Source organism: Streptomyces sp. NPDC057900 (assembly GCF_042887885.1).
In the GTDB taxonomy this organism is placed as follows: Bacteria; Actinomycetota; Actinomycetes; order Streptomycetales; family Streptomycetaceae; genus Streptomyces.
The window spans coordinates 265,033-281,819 of sequence record NZ_JBHVOI010000006.1 but is presented as its reverse complement, the minus strand read 5'-3'; the positions used below and the strand labels follow the sequence as shown (position 1 = coordinate 281,819).

Below are 16,787 nucleotides of genomic sequence, written 5' to 3'. Positions count from 1 at the left end.
GGGTGAGGACTCGATGACAGAAGGCCGCCGCGAACGTGCCGACGCAGCACGAAATCGGCACGCGATCCTGCTGGCGACCGAGGAACTCCTGGCGCGGCACCGGCCCGAGCAGATCTCGATGGAACAAGTTGCCGCCGCAGCCGGCGTCGGCAAGGGCACGGTTTTCCACCGCTTCGGCAACCGCATGGGCCTTATGCGGGCGCTGATGGCAGAACGGGCCCTTGCCCTGCACGAAGCCGTCACCACAGGGCCACCGCCTTTGGGCCCGGGTGCCCCGTCACGAGAGCGCCTCCTCGCCTTCCTCGACGCCGTCGTTGGCGTGGTCGGCCGCAACAAGGGCCTCCTGGCCGCGCTCGGCCACGCCGTGACGACAGCACACAAGTCCGAAGAGGATCCGCGCAGCGCGCACCCCGTCTACCAGTTCTGGCACGGCCACATCACCTCGCTGATCAGCCAGGAGCGTTCGGACCTGGACGCCGAACTCCTGGCCCATATCCTGCTCGCCACCCTGCACAGCGACCCGATCCTGCGTCTGCTGGAGCAGGGCGACGGCCAGCGCCTCGCCGATTCGCTGCGCACCCTGGTGACCGCTTTGCTCAACGCCCCGGCGGGCAGAACCGAGCCGAGGGACGACCGCCGCCCGAACGCCCTGCCGCGGTGAGTATCCAGCGGCGCGCCGACCGTGCTTCGCGAGCCGAAGGCCGGGCGAGCCTCAATCCATCGACGTGGATTGAAGTAGGTTGCGGCAGGTTGAAGCCGCTGGTTTGTTCCGCTTTTCCTGTCAGGCCCGACTCCCCGAGAAGGCGAGCAAGGCGGCAGAAGGCGGCCCTGTGCTTCGCTGTCCGGTGATCAGAATTCCGTCGGCGCTCAGTCCTCGGAGTCCGTGCTGCTTCGTCCGGCATCGCGGCGGAAGTGGGGCATGCCGAGGCGAACGCGGGAGGGCTGTCCTGCACGGTCGCGCGCGGCCTCCAGCTTTGCGCGGCGGCGGCCTTGGTGGTCTCGGTGACGGCGACCTCGCCGAGCAGTCCCTGTTGCTTGGCCTCTTGGAGGCGGTCGATGAGATTGGCGTGGATCTGCTCAAGGCGAGGCATCTGGGCCGGGTCCGCGAGAAGGAAGGGACATCTGACCCAGGCGTTTTCGCGCTGGCAGGGGGTCGCGTAGTCGCGGCCGCAGGTTCCCAGAGCGACCTTGCGAAGTTCGAAGTCGGAGAGGAACTCCTCCCACTCGGAGGTGGTGAGCTCGCGGTACTCCTCGCTGGTCCGCTCGGTTCTGCGGCGCGCGACGAAGGCCCGGTGATGGGAGATCACGTCTTCTGGGTAGATCGCGGCATAGCCCATGGTGGTTTCCAGAGCGGCATGGCCGCAGACCTTCGCCGCGATGTGCGGGGGCAGTCCGGAGCGGCAGGACGTCGAGTCGACGCCGACCATGCCCCAGTCGATTCCCCCGGCGAGGTCGGCGTCGGCCAGGATCGCCTGCAGGAGCTGGTCCCAAGTACCGTCCACTGACCAGCGGCGATGCCGTTCATAGGCAGTCATCCAAGAACCGTAGCGTTCGGGCAGGTCACGCCACGGGACACCGGTGCGGATCCGGAACAGGATCCCGTTGAGCACAGTTCGGTGATCGTTCCACCGGCCGCCCCGGCCACCCGGCAAAGGCAGATACGGCTCCAGCAACGACCACTCGCGATTCGTCAGATCCTCCTACCCAGGACCCAACCAACGAGCGACCGGTCAGAACGTCACATGATCCGCCGGACAGTGCCTAGTTGACGGAGGTACGTCGGCCGGTCGCCCTTCGGGTAGGGAATGGGCTGGCGCGAGAACATTAGGGCGTCGCCACGGACCCCAACGACGACCTTGACGACGTTGTGATCCAGGACGGAGCCGACGTCGACCAGTTCGGTGTACGTGTTCACGGCGAGCGTGCCCGACGGCAGGTGCTCCAGGGGCGGCGGCCACGAAGGCGTGGAGCGTCTCGACGATGCCGGCGAACTTCTCCGCGAGGTGCGCGGTGGCCACTGACTCCGCCTCGTACGTCTGGCGGACCACTTCGGCGTCGGTCACGCCCAGCCGCTGCATGATGTCCCCGAACTCGCGGCCCAGGTGGTCAGGGCCCCAGTTTGGGCCTGGTCATCGGGTCTGTGGCACCCGACACCTCCCAGTCGTCCGCCCAACCGATGATGTGGCCACCGATTGCTGCGGCAGACGAGAGGACATCCTCCCGCTGGCGCTCCGGCGAAGAGGTCGCTGCCTTCATGCGGGACAGCCGCCGCACTCCGAGCAGGCATTTGCCGCATCCGTCGTAGGGTCGCTCGATCATGTTCAGGTCCGTAACGCGCAAGGTCTCTCCGTTTCGAGCACGCAGCGTACGGAGAAATCGCGGCCACACCCTGGGCGATGATCTTGGTCATCCCAGGAAGCTCAACCGAACCTGACGGTTGGGATTAGAGATGTTGGTGTCGACCAGGCACACCGACTGCCACGTCCCCAGCTCCAGCCGACCCGCGATCACCGGGAGCGTCGCGTGCGGCGGTACGAGGGCCGGGAGTACGTGGTCGCGGCCGTGGCCGGGGCTGCCGTGGCGGTGCTGCCAGCGGTCGTCGGCGGGGAGCAGGGTGTGCAGGGCGGCGAGGAGGTCATCGTCGCTCCCCGCGCCGGTTTCGAGGACCGCGATCCCCGCTGTCGCGTGCGGTACGAAGATGTTGAGCAGTCCGTCCCGGCCGGCGGCCGTCCGGCTGAGGAACTGTTCGCAGTCGGACGTCAGGTCGGTGACGGTCTCCGTGGTTCCCGTGGTGATGTGCAGGACGCTGGTGGTGAAGGCGGTCGACATGGGTTCATTCTCCTGCCCGTGCAGCGGGATCGCGCGTCCACGTGCCGAGACACCATTGACCGTTTCATCGAGGGATCGCTACGTTCAGCGCCATGTTCCGATCAGCTCTGCTCACTTCGCGCGGTCACATCGACCTGCTGCGGGTGGCCTCCGCCGCGTGTTGTCGCGGCTGCTGACGTTCTCTCAGCACTCTTCCGTCAGTGACCGGGCGCGAGGCGCCCGACCGCTCCTGACGTAGTACGCGTCCCGACCCGCCCCCTCCCCTTCCCCTCCCGTGCACCCGGTCCCGCCGGAGGCTCGCGGCGATTCCTCCATGGCCTCCTGCCGTACGGCATGGCCGTCGCATGCCCGGGAGGCCTGGGGGCCGAGGGCCGGGCATCCCATTCCCATGAACCGTTCGTGGAGCCCACATGACTCTCGATCACGCTCTCGGCCCACCCGATATATCAGCCGAAAAAGTCACATCAGACCAGCCGGAAGGCGCGGTTCGGCCTCGTCCGCTCGAACTGGAGCCCGTGACACCGGCCGCCGTTCGCGGAGTGCGGCTGCGGAACGTACCGCGGTGGCTCCGGCGCACCGCCGGGCCGCTGTTGCTGCTGGCCCTGTGGCAGGTGTTCAGCGCCACCGGAGTGCTGCATCCGGACGTGCTGGCCTCGCCCGGCATCATCGCCCGCGCGGGATGGGATCTGATCGCGGACGGGACCCTCACCTCCGCGATGGCCGTCTCCCTCCAGCGGGTGGCCGTGGGGCTGGTGCTCGGGGGCGCCGTCGGGACGGCGCTCGCGCTGGTCTCGGGGCTCTCCCGGCTCGGCGAGGACCTGGTCGACGCGAGCGTCCAGATGCTGCGCACCGTCCCGTGGGTCGGGCTGATCCCGCTGTTCATCATCTGGCTGGGAATCGGTGAGGCCCCCAAGGTGGCGCTGATCGCGCTCGGGGTCGCGTTCCATCTGTATCTCAACGTGTATGCGGGCATTCGCGGGGTGGATCCCCAACTGATCGAAGCCGGTGAGTCGTTGGGGCTCGGACGGTGGGGGCTGGTGCGGCATGTGGTGCTGCCGGGGGCGTTGCCCGGGGCCATGACGGGGCTGCGCTACTCGCTGGCGACCGCGTGGCTGGCGCTGGTGTTCGGCGAGTCGGTCAACGCCGATGCCGGAATCGGGTTCCTGATGAACCAGGCCAGGGAGTTCTTCCGTACCGACGTCATCGTCGTCTGCCTGGTGGTCTACGCCTTCCTCGGCCTCGCCGCCGATGTCATCGTCCGCGTTCTCGAAAGGCTGCTGCTGCAATGGCGACCGACCTTCACGGGCCAGTGACCCACCGCTCCCCCGGCCGGGCCGGCACGCTGCCGGAGGCCGCCGTACGGGTCGAGGGGCTGTCCCGTTCCTTCGACGGCCGGGACGTCATCGACGGTCTCGATCTGACCCTGCGCGCCGGGGAGTTCACCGTGCTGCTCGGACGCAGCGGCTGCGGGAAGTCGACCCTGTTGCGGGTGCTCGCGGGCCTCGACCGGGAGATCCGGGGGACGGTACTGGTGCCCCGGCGCCGGGCCGTCGCGTTCCAGGCACCGCGGCTGATGCCCTGGAAGCGGGTCTGGCGCAACGTACTGCTCGGGCTGCCCGGGAAGCCCGAACGGGCTGTCGCGGACAAGGCGTTGGCGGAGGTCGGGCTCAGCGAGCGGTCCGGGGCCTGGCCCAGGACCCTCTCGGGCGGTGAGGCGCAGCGCGCTTCGCTCGCGCGGGCGCTGGTCCGCGAGCCCGATCTGCTGCTGCTCGACGAGCCGTTCGGCGCACTCGACGCGCTGACCAGGATCAAGGCGCAGCAGCTGGTGGCCGAGCTCTGGCAGCGCCGGGGCTGCGCCGTACTGCTCGTCACGCACGACGTGGACGAGGCGCTGCTCCTCGCCGACCGGGCGCTGGTGATGCGGGACGGCGCGATCGCGTACGAGACACCGGTGGGCCTGGACCGGCCGCGTAACCCCGGCACCCCGGAGTTCGCCGCGCTGCGCACCCGGCTGCTCACCGAACTCGGCGTGGAGACAGCCCCCGCCCCCTCCTGAATCACCGATCCCTTCAGCCTTCCGCACCCCCCCCTGTCCGGACCGGAGAGAGACGATATGAATCGCCGTACCCTGCCCGCGCTCCTGCTCCCCCTTGCCCTGCTGCTCACCGCCTGCGGTGGCGCGAGCTCCGCCTCCACAGCGGGCAGCACCGACGGAAAGGGCAGCGTAACGCTCAACATCGGTGACCAGAAGGGTGGTTACGAAGCCATCCTGCGCGCCTCCGGTGAGCTGGACGACCTCGACTACCGCATCAAATGGTCCACCTTCACCTCAGGCCCGCCACTGCTTGAGGCCGTCAACGCCGGGGCCGTGGACATCGGCGGGGTCGGCAACACCCCTCCGGTGTTCGCCGCGGGCGCCGGTTCCAAGGTCGTGGTGGTGGGCGCCACGCACGGCTCCTCGGCCGGTGAGGCGATCGTGGTTCCCAAGGACTCGCCGCTGCGGAGTCCGGCCCGGCTCAAGGGCAGGTCCATCGCTGTGGCCCAGGGCAGTTCCGCCCATTTCCAGCTGATCAGTTCGCTGAAGAAGGCGGGGCTCGGCCTCTCCGACGTGAAGCTGAAGTATCTCCAGCCGGCCGACGCGCTGGCCGCGTTCACCCGGGGCAAGGTCGACGCCTGGGCGATCTGGGACCCGTACACCTCGCAGGTGCTGCGCGGCGGGAAGGCCCGGGTCCTGACGACGGGTGAAGGGGTCGTCAACGGTCTCGGGTTCCAGGTCGCCTCGCCCGCCGCGCTCAAGGATTCCGGGAAGTCCAAGGCCATCGGCGATCTGCTCGTCCGGCTGAACCGGGCACAGAGCTGGGTGTTCAAACACCCCGACGCGTGGGCGAAGGTCTGGGCGAAGGAGACCGGGCTGCCGTACGAGGTGGCGCTGGACGCGGTGAAGCTGACCGCCGGCACCAGGGTCCCCGTCGCCATCGATCCGGCAGCGATCGCCTCCGAGCAGGAGATCGCGGACACCTTCGCGGATCTGAAGCTCATCCCGCACCGCTTCGTCTTCAAGGACTTCGTCGACACCCGGTTCAACCGCGATCTGCCCGCGTCCTCCGCGACCCCGCGCTCGTACGGAAAGGCCTCCTCATGAACGTCCACCTGCACTGGTTCCTGCCCACGGGCGGCGACGGGCGCACGCTCGTCGACCGGCACGCGTACACCGACGGCGGGATCAAACGGGACCGGATCACTCCGGTCAGCGGGGTGCGCGCACCCGACATCGAGTATCTGGCGCAGATCGCCAAGGCCGCCGAGCAGTTGGGGTTCGAGGCCGTGCTGACGCCGACGGGGACCTGGTGCGAGGACGCCTGGCTCACGACCGTGGCGCTGGCCCAGCACACCGAGCGGCTGAAGTTCCTGGTGGCGTTCCGGCCGGGTGTGATCTCGCCGGTCCTCGCCGCGCAGATGGCCGCGACGTATCAGCGGATCACCCGGGGGCGGCTGCTGCTCAATGTCGTGACGGGCGGTGACTCCACCGAGCAGCGGAGGTTCGGTGACCATCTGGACCACGACCGGCGCTACGCGAGGACCGCGGAGTTCCTGTCCGTGGTGCGGGGGGCGTGGAGCGGCCGGCCGTTCGACTTCGACGGTGAGCACTACCAGGTGGAGGGCGGGTTGACGGCGCTGCCGCCGGATCCGCTGCCGGACATCTTCTTCGGGGGTTCGTCGGCCGCCGCCGGGCCGGTCGCGGCAGCGCACGCCGATGTCTACCTGACCTGGGGCGAGCCGCCCGCCGACGTGAAGAAGAAGATCGACTGGATCAAGGGACTCGCCGAGGAGCGGGGCCGCACCGTCCGGTTCGGGATCCGGCTGCACACCATCTCGCGCGACTCCTCGCGCGAGGCGTGGGCGACCGCAGAGCGGCTGCTGGGCGATCTCGACGCCGACACGATCGCCGCGGCCCAGCAGGCGCTGGGGCGGAGCGAGTCCGTGGGGCAGCAGCGGATGCTGGCGCTGCACGGCGGCTCACGCGACAAGCTGGAGATCGCGCCCAATCTGTGGGCCGGCGTCGGTCTGGTACGGGGCGGTGCGGGCACCGCGCTGGTCGGCAGCCACGCAGAGGTCGCGGACCGGATCGAGGAGTACCACGCCCTGGGTGTGGAGCACTTCGTGCTCTCCGGATACCCGCATCTGGAGGAGGCGTACTGGTTCGGCGAGGGCGTGACCCCGGAGCTGGCGGCCCGTGGGCTGCTGTCGACGGTCCCGGCGTCCCCGCTCTCCGCGGTCCCCGCGGCGAACGGCCGTCCGGCCTCCGCTCCGGGTGGCGCACCGCTGCTGATCGCCGGGGGGCGCTGAGCCCGGCGACGGGCCGGGGACGGGTCCGGGAAGATCCACGCATCCCACGTAGTTGGTAGAAGCGTGAACAACATCGGGGTGCAGCCAGTGGATGTCGTGGTGGTGGGTGCCGGGCAGGCAGGTCTGTCCGCCGCCTACCACCTGCGCCGTACGGGCCTGGAGCCGGACCGCGATTTCGTGGTGCTCGACCACGCGCCGCGCCCCGGTGGCGCCTGGCAGTTCCGCTGGCCGTCGCTGACGTACGGCAAGGTGCACGGCATGCACGCGCTGCCCGGCATGGAGCTGACCGGCGCCGACGACAGCAGGCCTTCCTCCGAGGTGATCGGGGAGTACTTCGATTCGTACGAGCGCGCCTTCGGCCTCCGGGTGCACCGGCCGGTGGAGGTGAGCGCGGTGCGCGAGGGCGACGGCGGGCGGCTGCTCGTGGAGACGTCCGAGGGGACCTACGCGACGCGCGCGCTGATCAACGCCACGGGCACCTGGGACCGGCCGTTCTGGCCGCGCTATCCGGGCCAGGACACCTTCCGGGGCCGCCAGCTGCACACGGCGAACTATCCGGGGCCCGCCGAGTTCGCCGGACTGCGGGTCGTCGTGGTGGGCGGCGGGGCCTCCGGTACCCAGCATCTGATGGAGATCGCCGAGGTGGCCGCGGACACCCACTGGGTGACGCGCAGGCCGCCCGTCTTCCGCGAGGGTCCGTTCGACGCGGACCGGGGACGGGCGGCGGTCGCCATGGTGGCTGACCGGGTGCGGCGCGGGCTGCCTCCGCAGAGCGTGGTGAGCGTGACCGGACTGCCGGTCACCGACGCCGTCCGGCGCGCCCGCGAATCGGGGGTGCTCGACCGTCTGCCGATGTTCGACCGGATCACTCCGGACGGTGTCGCCTGGGACGACGGCCGCACCGTCGAGGCGGATGTGATCCTCTGGGCGACCGGATTCCGGCCCGCCGTCGACCACCTCGCCCCGCTGAGACTTCGCGAACCGGGCGGCGGCATCCGGGTCGAGGGGACTCAGGCGGTACGCGACGAGCGCGTCCAGCTCGTCGGCTACGGCCCGTCGGCCAGCACGATCGGCGCCAACCGGGCGGGGCGGGCCGCCGCGCGGGCGGTCGGACGGCTGCTGGACCGCACCGGACCGGCCGCCGAACCCGCGGAGTCCGCGGCGTGAAGGACCCCGGAGCGGAGACCCGGGTGCGGCTCAGCCGCCGCCGCGGCGGTTGCGGTTGAACTCCGCTACGTTGCGCTGCTGCTCCGCGTAGTCGGCGGTGAAACGGGTGTCGCCCGGCGCGACGGTGACGAAGTAGAGCCAGGGGCCAGGGGTGGGGCTGATCGCGGCGACCATCGCCTGCTCCCCCGGATTGCCGATGGGGGTGGGCGGCAGCCCCTTGCGTTCATAGCTGTTGTACGGGCTGTCGATCTTCGTGTCGCCGGTGGTCGTGTCCAGGGTGCTGCGGTTCAGCGCGTAGTTGAGCGTGGAGTCCATCTGGAGCGGCATGTCACGCGCGAGCCGGTTGTGCACGACCCGGGCCACCTTGCCCATGTCCGACTCGGTGTCCGCCTCCGCCTGCACGATGCTGGCGAGCGTCACCGTCTGGTACACCGTGACGCCGTTGCGCTGCGCCCCGGCCGTGATGTGGTCCGCGCCGAACCGCTTGACCGCCGTGTCCACCATGTAGCGCAGCAGGCTCTCCGGGGTGCTACCGGAGGTGACGGGGTACGTCGCCGGGAAGAGGTAGCCCTCGGGGTTGCCCTTCGCCGCCGCCGGGAGGGGCAGGTCGGCCGTGGCGACCGCCTTCTCCGTGGTGCCGGACGGCTCATCGAGCACCTTGTCCACGGCCGCGTACACCTGGGAGGCCCGCCATCCCTCGGGGACCAGGAGGGAACGGGCCGGCTCGTTCCCCCGCTCCCGCGTCAGCAGGGGTACGAGCACGGCGGCGGCCACCGCGAGGACGAGCACGGCGCCGATGAGCAGCGCCAGCCGGCCGCGCCGGGTCGGGCGGAGCTTGCGAGGGGGCGGGGTGTCCGGGGACTCGTTCACCATGCGGGCACGCTATCCCGCACCCGTCCGCTCCTCGGGCACCCCGCCTCCGACGACACGCGCCCGCACCGGAACCGGTGGTGCCGGAGGCGGATCACTGCTCGGTCCGCGCCGCCGTGCGGACTCCCCGTCCCGGGTTCACCCCGCAGCGAATGAGGTGAACATGTCCACGAGCGGCTGCGGCGCCCGGTCATTGAAGATCGTTTCCAGCCCCTCGGCGGACTCCTGGGCGCTCTTGGCGCTGCGCGCGAAGAGGGGTTCCTCGTATGCGGCCAGCGCCGCCCCGGCGTCTCCCGGGTGAGCGGCGAGCGCCAGGCCCAGATCGGCACCGTCGATCATGGCGAGGTTGGCGCCTTCGCCCGCGAAGGGGGACATCAGATGTGCGGCGTCACCGAGCAGGGTGACGCCCGGAGTGCGCTCCCATCGGTGCCCTGCGGGAAGCGCGTGGATGAGGCGCGGCGTCAGCAGTCCGTCGGCGTCGGTGATCAGCCGCCGGAGACCGGGTGCCCAGTCCGCGAAGCGCTGTACGACGGCGGCCCTGGAGGCTTCGGCGTCGGTGAAGTCGATCGTCGACAGCCCGTCCTCGGCGACGCGCAACCCTGCGTAGACGTGCAGACTGCCGTCGGATTCGCGGTGCGCGAGGAATCCCTTGTTGTCGCCGAGCGCGAAGAACATCCCGCCGCCGATGAGCCCGGCGCACTCGGGATGGTCGGCATCGGCTTCGAAGAGGTCCATTTCCACGAAGGAGACGCCGGTGTAGGAGGGGACGGCGTCGGAGAGCAGCGGCCGGATACGGGACCAGGCGCCGTCCGCGCCGACGAGCAGTCCGGCCGTGAAGGAGGCGCCGTCCGCGAGCGTCACCTCGTGCTGTCCGTCGGCGGTGGGCGTGGCGCCGGTGACCCTGCTGCCCCAGCGGACGGTGCCCTCGGGCAGCGAGTCGAGCAGCAGATCGCGGAGGTCTCCCCGGTCGATCTCGGGACGGCCGCCGGAACCGTCGTCCGCTTCCTCGTGCAGCACCCGGGCGTGCTTGTCGAGGATCCGCATGGCTTCGCCGCCGGGGTGGACCTTCTCCCGGAACAGCTCGTACAGGCCGGCGGCGCGCAGGGCCGCCTGGCCGGAGTCCTCATGGATGTCGAGCATGCCGCCCTGGGTACGGGCGCTCCGGTCGGCCTCCAGGTCGAAGACCGCCGCCTCGATTCCGTTCACGTGCAGTACGCGGGCGAGCGTGAGTCCGCCGAGGCCGGCGCCGATGATCGCGATGGGGTGGTGCGCGGTGCTCATGGTGGTACCTCCGGCTCGTCGGGAATGCCGGCCGCGGGATTCCCGGGGACCGGCGCCCTCGGCAGCGACAGAACGGCGAGGGGCACACAGCCACGGTAACGAACGTGTTCGTTACGAACAAGTTCGTTCGTCGGCTCGGCGTGTCCGGCGGCCCGTCGGCCTGCCGCCGGGACGGACCGCGCCCGTCAGCCTGCCGCCGGGGCGAGCTGGGTGTCCCTGCGGACCAGAGCCGCGTAGCGACCGTCCTGGTCGAGCAGTTCCTCGTGGCTGCCGCGCTCAGCGGTCCGCCCGCCGTCCAGAACGACGATCTGGTCCGCGTCGCGCACGGTGGACAGCCGGTGCGCGATGGTGAGGGTGGTGCGTCCGGCGGAGAGCGCGTCGATCGCCTCCTGCACGGCGAATTCGGTACGGGTGTCGAGCGCGCTCGTCGCCTCGTCGAGGATCAGCACCGGCGGGTCGCGCAGGATCGTGCGGGCGATGGCCAGGCGCTGCTTCTCGCCACCGGAGAACCGGTAGCCGCGTTCACCGACCAGGGTGTCGTAGCCGTCGGGCAGCGACGCGATGTGGTCGTGGATCTGTGCCGCGCGGGCGGCTGCCTCGATCTCGTCGTCGGTGGCGTCCGGCTTGGCGAAGCGCAGGTTCTCCGCGACCGAGGCGTGGAAGAGGTACGTCTCCTGGGAGACCACCCCGATGGCCCTGGCGAGGGTGTCGAAGTCCAGATCCCGTACGTCGACGCCGTCGAGCGTGACCCGTCCGCCCGTTACGTCGTACAGCCGGGGCACCAGATAGCTGAGGGTGGATTTACCGGAGCCGGTGGGGCCCACGACGGCCAGGCTGCCGCCGGCGGGCACGGCCACGTCGACGCCGCTGAGCGTCGGCGCGCCCTTCTCGTCGTAGCTGAAGTCGACGTTCTCGAAGCGGATCTCGCCGCGGATCTTCTCCAGCCGGACCGGGTTCTCCGGTTCGGTGATGTCCACCGTGAGGTCGAGGTACTCGAAGATCCGCTGGAAGAGCGCGAGGGACGTCTGCATCTGCACGCCGGTGGAGAGCAGGCTCACCGCGGGCCGGAACAGGCCCTGCTGGAGCGAGACGAAGGCGACGAGCGTGCCAATGGAGACGGCGGGTCCGCTGGACTGGAGGGTGATGCCCGCCGCCCAGTAGATGACGGCCGGCATCGCGGCCATGACGATGCCGATCGTCGACATCCGCCAGCGTCCGGCCATGCTGGAGCGCACTTCGAGGTCGACCAGCCGCTCGGACTCCTCGGCGAAGCCCTTGGTGAGCGAGTCGGAGCGGCCCATCGTGCGGCCGAGCAGGATGCCGCTGACGGAGAGCGATTCGGTGACGGTGGCAGCCATGGCGGCCATCTGCTTCTGCCGCTGGGTGGTGATCTTCTTGCGCTCGCGGCCGACCCGGCGGCTGATCCAGACGAAGACCGGCAGCAGGAGCAGCGAGACGACGGTCAGCCGCCAGTCGAGCGCGATCATGGCGACGACGGTGGCGATGACCGCGGTGAGGTTGGAGACCAGCGAGGTCGCCGTCGAGGTGACGGTGGCCTGCATCCCTCCGATGTCGTTGGCGATCCGGGACTGGACCTCGCCCGTGCGGGTCTTGGTGAAGAAGGCGAGCGGCATCCGCTGGAGCTGGGTGTAGACCGCGGTGCGCAGATCGTGCATCACGCGCTGGCCGACCGTGGTGGAGATGAGGGTCTGCAGCACGCCGAAGACGCTGTTCATCACGGCGGTGAGGATCATGCCGAGCGCGAGCAGCGACAGCAGGCCGGTCCGCCCCTGCGGAATGGCGGTGTCGAGGATCTCGCGCAGCAGGAACGGCGAGGCGACCGACACCAGCGACGAGGCGCCGACGAGCAGTCCGACCACCGCGAGGCGGCCGCGGTACGGATGGAAGAGACGGAGGATGCGGCGCAGCTCGGCGGGCGGCTGCTCGGCATCCGGGGGCGGGGGTGTCCACGTGGGTTCGTCGGGTTTCATGGGCTCCTTCGTCAGGCGTGCGACAGTTCAGCGGATAGGAGCATAGCTCATTGTTACCTCTACTCACAATGAACGAGGTCCTGATATTGTTCCCCCATGGATTCCCCCGACCCCGACGGCCTGCTCGCCGAACAGCTGCTGCGGCTGACCCGCAGACTCCAGCGCATTCAGAGCCGTCAGCTGGAGCCGGCCGGCATCACTCCCGCGCAGTTCCGGCTGCTGCGCACCGTCGCCCAGTACGACGGCGCGCCACGGATGGCGGATCTCGCGCAGCGCCTCGATGTGGTCCCGCGCGCCGTCACCACCCTGGTGGACGGCCTGGAGGCCAGCGGCCGGGTGCGCCGGGTCCCCGATCCGGACAGCCGCCGGGTGGTCCGGATCGAGATCACCGACGAGGGAATCGCCACCCTCCGCTCGCTGCGCAACGGGCGCCGGGCGGCCGCGGAGGAGATCCTGGCTCCATTGACCGCCGATCAGCGCGACGTGCTCGGCGGCCTGCTGACCGCTCTGGTCGACGGAATGCCGGAGCGCCGCTGCTGACCGGGGAGCGATGCACCCCACCGAGCCGCCGAGGGGACCTCGAATGCCGCTGCTGGAGCCGAAGCCGGAAGCCCTGAGCCCAGGGGCGATGCGCAGCCCCGCCCACGACCGGGTGCCCGACGAGCAGGCACCGGGCACACCCGAGCCGATGCGGAGCGAGCTGACCGCCCTGCTCGGGCCCCGGAAAGTGCTGTGGAAGATCTCCGACCTGGTGCGGTACGCCTCCGATGCCAGCCCCTACCGGTTCGTGCCCCAGGTCGTGCTCGTCCCGGAGGACATCGACGACGTCTCGGCGATCCTGTCGTACGCGCACGGCAAGGGCCGCGACGTCGTCTTCCGGGCCGCGGGCACCAGCCTGAACGGCCAGGCGCAGGGCGAGGACATCCTCGTCGACGTACGGCACCACTGGGCGGGCATCGAGGTCCTGGACGGCGGGGCGCGGGCCCGGATCCTGCCGGGGACGACGGTCATGCGGGCCAACGCGACCCTCGCCCGGCACGGCCGGCTGCTCGGTCCCGACCCGGCCAGCGCGATCGCCTGCACGATCGGCGGGGTCGTCGCCAACAACGCCTCCGGGATGACGGCGGGCACCAGCCGCAATTCGTACCGGACCGTGTCCTCGCTCACCTTCGTGCTGCCCGGCGGCACGGTGGTGGACACCGGCGATCCCTCGGCCGACGAGGACCTGGCGCACGCCGAGCCGCAGCTGTGCGCGGGGCTCCTCGCGCTGAAGGCCGAGATCGAGGCCGATACGGAGCTCACCGCCCGGATCAGGGCCAAGTACGAGATCAAGAACACCAACGGCTACCGGCTCGACGCCTTCCTGGACGGCACGACGCCCGTGGAGATCCTGCGCGGGCTCATGGTCGGCTCCGAGGGGACCTTCGGCTTCATCTCGGAGGTCGTCTTCGACACGCTGCCGCTGGACCGCCGCGTCTCCACCGCGCTGCTCTTCTTCCCGTCCCTGACCGCGGCGGCGGCCGCCGTGCCGCTGTTCAACGAGGCGGGCGCCATCGCCGTCGAGCTGATGGACGGGAACACCCTGCGGGCCTCCGTCAGCGTCCAGGGTGTGCCCGCCGACTGGGCCGGGCTGCCGAAGGAGACGGCGGCGCTGCTGGTGGAGTTCCGCGCGCCGGACGACGCGGGCCAGGAGGCGTACGAGCGGGCGGCGGCCGGTGTGGTGCGCCGCCTGGAGCTGGTCCGGCCCGTCACCTCTGTCACCAATGAGTTCACCCGGGACGCGAAGACCATCTCCGGCTACTGGAAGGCCCGCAAGGCCTTCGTCACCGCCGTGGGCGGCTCCCGCCCGTCCGGTACGACGCTGATCACGGAGGATTTCGCGGTACCGCCCTCCCGGCTGGCCGACGCCTGCGAGGCGTTGCTGGCGCTCCAGGCCGAGCACGGTTTCGACGCCGCCGTCGCGGGCCACGCGGCCCACGGCAACCTGCACTTCCTGCTCGCCTTCGACGCGGCGAAACCGTCCGACGTGGACCGGTACGCCGCGTTCATGGCGGACTTCTGCCGGCTGACCGTGGAGCGGTTCGACGGATCACTCAAGGCGGAACACGCCACCGGCCGCAATATCGCGCCCTTCCTGGAGCTGGAGTGGGGACCGAGGGCGACCGAACTGATGTGGCGGACCAAGCAGCTCATCGACCCCGACGGCGTGCTGGCGCCCCGGATCGTCCTGGACCGCGATCCGAAGGCCCATCTGCGCGGTCTGAAGACCATCCCGCGCGTCGAGCCGGTGGCCGACCCCTGTATCGAGTGCGGGTTCTGCGAACCGACCTGCCCCAGCCACGATCTGACCACGTCACCGCGCCAGCGCATCGTGCTGCGCCGGGAGATGATGCGGCAGCCGGACGGCTCCCCGGTGGAGACCGGGCTCCTCGACTCCTACGGCTACGACGCCGTCGACACCTGCGCGGGCGACTCCACCTGCAAGCTCGCCTGTCCGGTCGGGATCGACACGGGCGCCATGATGAAGGGCTTCCGCCACCAGCGGCACTCCCCGCGCGAGGAGCGGATCGCCGCGCTCACCGCGAAGAACTTCCGGGCCGTGGAGGCGGCGGCCCGGCTCGCGGTGGCCGCGGCGAGCCGGATCGACGACCGGCTCCTCGAAGGCGTCACCGGTCTCGCCCGCCGGGCGGTGCGCCCCGATCTGATGCCCGCCTGGCTGCCGGAGATCCCCGGCGCCGCCGCCCGCGAGCTGCCGACCACGTCGAGGACGGGGGCGAGCGCCGTCTACTACCCGGCCTGCGTCAACCGCATCTTCGGCGGCCCTGAGGGGCAGCACCTCCCGTCGCTGCCGCAGGCCGTGGTCGCCGTGTCCGCGCGGGCCGGAAAGCCGGTCTGGATCCCCGACGATGTCGCCGGAACGTGCTGCGCGACGATCTGGCACTCCAAGGGGTACGACACCGCGAACGCCGTGATGGCCAACCGGATCGTGGAGGCCGCCTGGGGCTGGACGGCGGGCGGAAAACTGCCGCTCGTCGTCGACGCCTCCTCCTGCACGCTGGGCATCGCCCATGAGGTGGTGCCGTATCTGACCGACGACAACCGGGCGTTGCACCGCGAACTGACCGTCGTCGACTCACTGGTCTGGGCCGCCGACGAACTGCTGCCGGAGCTGACGGTGCTGCGCCGGACCGGCTCCGCGGTCCTGCACCCGACGTGCTCGATGGAGCATCTGGGCGACGTGGCGCACCTGTGCGCGGTCGCGGAGGCCTGCGCCCGGGAGGTCGTCCTGCCGGACGACGCCGCGTGCTGCGGATTCGCCGGCGACCGGGGCATGCTGCACGAGGAGCTGACGGCCTCCGCGACCGCGAAGGAGGCGGCGGAGGTCAACACCCGGGAGTACGACACGTATCTATCGGCCAACCGGATGTGCGAGATCGGCATGGACCGGGCGACGGGCCGTTCGTACTACTCGGCGCTGATGGAACTGGAGCGGGCGACCAGGCCCGGCCCCGGTCAGGCCTGAAGCGCCGCGCGGTCGCCCATGACGACGACCGGGTGCTGCTTCGGGTCCAGGGTGCGCAGCAGCTTCTCCATGGCCGCCTTCGGCAGGCTCACGCAGGCCGAAGTACCGCTGCCGTGGTCCATGTGCAGCCAGATGCTGCCGCCCTTGGTCTGTCCCTGGGGCCGCGTCGGGTCGTTGGGCGGCGTGCCCTTGACGCGGTTGTAGTCGATGGCGATGACGTAGTCGAAGTCGTGCCAGTAGGACTTGGCCCAGTAGCGCGGCGCCTGGATGGACGCCGACTGCGTGTACGGGAGCCGGGCACCCGGGTCGGGCAGTACGCCGCCCGCGTCGCTGAGGGTGAAGACACCGACGGGGCTGCGCTTGTCGTCCTCGTGGTGGTTGTCGGCCCAGCCCTTCTTGCCGTTGTGGGCCTTCCAGTCGGCGCCCTTGTCCCAGGTGGAGCCTGACTTGGTGTAGAGCACGACCGTGGAGTCCGCGGAGTTCTTGCCCTCGCCGTACACGGTGACGACCTGACGGGAGTCGTCCGGGATCTTCGATGCCAACCGGTCGCCGACGTCCGGAATGCGCTTCAGGTCGGTGGTCGCCTCGCCCTTCGGCTTCGGGGCATCGGCGGACCGCGCGTCGCCCTTCTCCGCGTCCTGGTCCGCGCCGCACGACGTCAGGGTCGTGAGCAGGACTCCACAGGCGGCCGCCGAGACCACCACTCGTACCGCACCGGCTATATGCATCCGTACATGGTCGCATCCGACGGCGTCCGGCCCCGACCACCCGTGCGGGCC

Annotated in this window: 15 protein-coding genes and 1 pseudogene; 9 read left to right on the top strand and 7 right to left on the bottom strand. The window is 70.5% G+C overall.

Annotated elements, in window-relative coordinates:
* Window positions 1-13: 13 nt before the first annotated feature.
* On the top strand, window positions 14-661 hold the full coding sequence (locus tag ACFVQ0_RS24030) for a TetR/AcrR family transcriptional regulator (protein WP_390091193.1): 648 nt from the start codon (window positions 14-16) through the stop codon (window positions 659-661).
* A 733-nt stretch (window positions 662-1,394) separates the two neighbouring features.
* Here the strand turns inward: ACFVQ0_RS24030 and ACFVQ0_RS24025 are convergent.
* The 3 genes and pseudogenes from ACFVQ0_RS24025 to ACFVQ0_RS24015 form a co-directional block, all read right to left on the bottom strand.
* Window positions 1,395-1,694, bottom strand: a pseudogene (locus tag ACFVQ0_RS24025) (IS5 family transposase); the annotation flags it as partial.
* A gap of 44 nt (window positions 1,695-1,738) precedes the next feature.
* Window positions 1,739-1,915 (bottom strand): hypothetical protein, encoded by a 177-nt coding sequence (locus ACFVQ0_RS24020; protein ID WP_390091191.1) that lies wholly within the window; start codon window positions 1,913-1,915, stop codon window positions 1,739-1,741.
* Window positions 1,916-2,406: 491 nt separating this feature from the next.
* On the bottom strand, window positions 2,407-2,829 hold the full coding sequence (locus ACFVQ0_RS24015; RefSeq protein ID WP_390091189.1) for a secondary thiamine-phosphate synthase enzyme YjbQ: 423 nt from the start codon (window positions 2,827-2,829) through the stop codon (window positions 2,407-2,409).
* A 92-nt stretch (window positions 2,830-2,921) separates the two neighbouring features.
* Here ACFVQ0_RS24015 and ACFVQ0_RS24010 point away from each other — a divergent pair, with 92 nt between their 5' ends.
* From ACFVQ0_RS24010 to ACFVQ0_RS23985, 6 genes are all read left to right on the top strand, one after another.
* Entirely contained in the window at window positions 2,922-3,005 is an 84-nt protein-coding gene (locus ACFVQ0_RS24010; RefSeq protein WP_311307964.1) for a putative leader peptide, read from the top strand.
* A gap of 234 nt (window positions 3,006-3,239) precedes the next feature.
* Window positions 3,240-4,142, top strand: coding sequence for an ABC transporter permease (locus tag ACFVQ0_RS24005; protein ID WP_390091186.1), 903 nt, complete (start codon window positions 3,240-3,242; stop codon window positions 4,140-4,142).
* Complete coding sequence (locus ACFVQ0_RS24000) at window positions 4,115-4,885, top strand: ABC transporter ATP-binding protein (protein ID WP_390091184.1); 771 nt, start codon at window positions 4,115-4,117, stop codon at window positions 4,883-4,885. The genes ACFVQ0_RS24005 and ACFVQ0_RS24000 overlap by 28 nt, the downstream gene beginning before the upstream one ends.
* A gap of 57 nt (window positions 4,886-4,942) precedes the next feature.
* Window positions 4,943-5,971, top strand: a complete 1,029-nt coding sequence (locus ACFVQ0_RS23995; RefSeq protein ID WP_390091182.1) for an ABC transporter substrate-binding protein — start codon at window positions 4,943-4,945, stop codon at window positions 5,969-5,971.
* A complete protein-coding gene (locus ACFVQ0_RS23990) occupies window positions 5,968-7,176 on the top strand; it encodes an LLM class flavin-dependent oxidoreductase (RefSeq protein WP_390091180.1) in 1,209 nt (402 codons plus the stop codon). Before ACFVQ0_RS23995 ends, ACFVQ0_RS23990 begins: the two co-directional genes overlap by 4 nt.
* Window positions 7,177-7,254: 78 nt before the next feature.
* A complete protein-coding gene (locus ACFVQ0_RS23985; protein WP_390091178.1) occupies window positions 7,255-8,343 on the top strand; it encodes an NAD(P)-binding domain-containing protein in 1,089 nt (362 codons plus the stop codon).
* Between the two features lie 30 nt (window positions 8,344-8,373).
* Here the strand turns inward: ACFVQ0_RS23985 and mltG are convergent, their stop codons facing one another.
* From mltG to ACFVQ0_RS23970, 3 genes are all read right to left on the bottom strand, one after another.
* On the bottom strand, window positions 8,374-9,216 hold the full coding sequence (mltG, locus tag ACFVQ0_RS23980; RefSeq protein ID WP_390091176.1) for an endolytic transglycosylase MltG: 843 nt from the start codon (window positions 9,214-9,216) through the stop codon (window positions 8,374-8,376).
* A gap of 135 nt (window positions 9,217-9,351) precedes the next feature.
* On the bottom strand, window positions 9,352-10,494 hold the full coding sequence (locus ACFVQ0_RS23975; protein WP_390091174.1) for an FAD-dependent oxidoreductase: 1,143 nt from the start codon (window positions 10,492-10,494) through the stop codon (window positions 9,352-9,354).
* A 185-nt stretch (window positions 10,495-10,679) separates the two neighbouring features.
* On the bottom strand, window positions 10,680-12,485 hold the full coding sequence (locus tag ACFVQ0_RS23970; RefSeq protein ID WP_390091172.1) for an ABC transporter ATP-binding protein: 1,806 nt from the start codon (window positions 12,483-12,485) through the stop codon (window positions 10,680-10,682).
* Between the two features lie 96 nt (window positions 12,486-12,581).
* On the opposite strand from ACFVQ0_RS23970, the gene ACFVQ0_RS23965 reads away from it, so the two are divergent.
* The gene (locus ACFVQ0_RS23965; protein ID WP_390091170.1) at window positions 12,582-13,025 is read left to right on the top strand and encodes a MarR family winged helix-turn-helix transcriptional regulator; all 444 of its coding nucleotides are present in this window, start codon (window positions 12,582-12,584) and stop codon (window positions 13,023-13,025) included.
* Between the two features lie 43 nt (window positions 13,026-13,068).
* Window positions 13,069-16,008, top strand: a complete 2,940-nt coding sequence (locus ACFVQ0_RS23960) for an FAD-binding and (Fe-S)-binding domain-containing protein (protein WP_390091168.1) — start codon at window positions 13,069-13,071, stop codon at window positions 16,006-16,008.
* Here the strand turns inward: ACFVQ0_RS23960 and ACFVQ0_RS23955 are convergent.
* Entirely contained in the window at window positions 15,999-16,736 is a 738-nt protein-coding gene (locus tag ACFVQ0_RS23955; RefSeq protein ID WP_390091166.1) for a L,D-transpeptidase family protein, read from the bottom strand. The genes ACFVQ0_RS23960 and ACFVQ0_RS23955 overlap by 10 nt on opposite strands.
* Window positions 16,737-16,787: the final 51 nt, after the last annotated feature.

Bases quoted from the DNA above. Each gene is read 5' to 3' on its own strand.
- ACFVQ0_RS24015 (WP_390091189.1), bottom strand. From the start codon at position 2,829: ATGTCGACCGCCTTCACCACCAGCGTCCTGCACATCACCACGGGAACC.
- mltG (WP_390091176.1), bottom strand. From the start codon at position 9,216: ATGGTGAACGAGTCCCCGGACACCCCGCCCCCTCGCAAGCTCCGCCCG.
- ACFVQ0_RS23970 (WP_390091172.1), bottom strand. From the start codon at position 12,485: ATGAAACCCGACGAACCCACGTGGACACCCCCGCCCCCGGATGCCGAG.
- ACFVQ0_RS24005 (WP_390091186.1), top strand. From the start codon at position 3,240: ATGACTCTCGATCACGCTCTCGGCCCACCCGATATATCAGCCGAAAAA.
- ACFVQ0_RS24030 (WP_390091193.1), top strand. From the start codon at position 14: ATGACAGAAGGCCGCCGCGAACGTGCCGACGCAGCACGAAATCGGCAC.
- ACFVQ0_RS23995 (WP_390091182.1), top strand. From the start codon at position 4,943: ATGAATCGCCGTACCCTGCCCGCGCTCCTGCTCCCCCTTGCCCTGCTG.
- ACFVQ0_RS24000 (WP_390091184.1), top strand. From the start codon at position 4,115: ATGGCGACCGACCTTCACGGGCCAGTGACCCACCGCTCCCCCGGCCGG.
- ACFVQ0_RS23975 (WP_390091174.1), bottom strand. From the start codon at position 10,494: ATGAGCACCGCGCACCACCCCATCGCGATCATCGGCGCCGGCCTCGGC.
- ACFVQ0_RS23965 (WP_390091170.1), top strand. From the start codon at position 12,582: ATGGATTCCCCCGACCCCGACGGCCTGCTCGCCGAACAGCTGCTGCGG.
- ACFVQ0_RS23990 (WP_390091180.1), top strand. From the start codon at position 5,968: ATGAACGTCCACCTGCACTGGTTCCTGCCCACGGGCGGCGACGGGCGC.
- ACFVQ0_RS23955 (WP_390091166.1), bottom strand. From the start codon at position 16,736: ATGCATATAGCCGGTGCGGTACGAGTGGTGGTCTCGGCGGCCGCCTGT.
- ACFVQ0_RS23960 (WP_390091168.1), top strand. From the start codon at position 13,069: ATGCCGCTGCTGGAGCCGAAGCCGGAAGCCCTGAGCCCAGGGGCGATG.
- ACFVQ0_RS24010 (WP_311307964.1), top strand. From the start codon at position 2,922: ATGTTCCGATCAGCTCTGCTCACTTCGCGCGGTCACATCGACCTGCTG.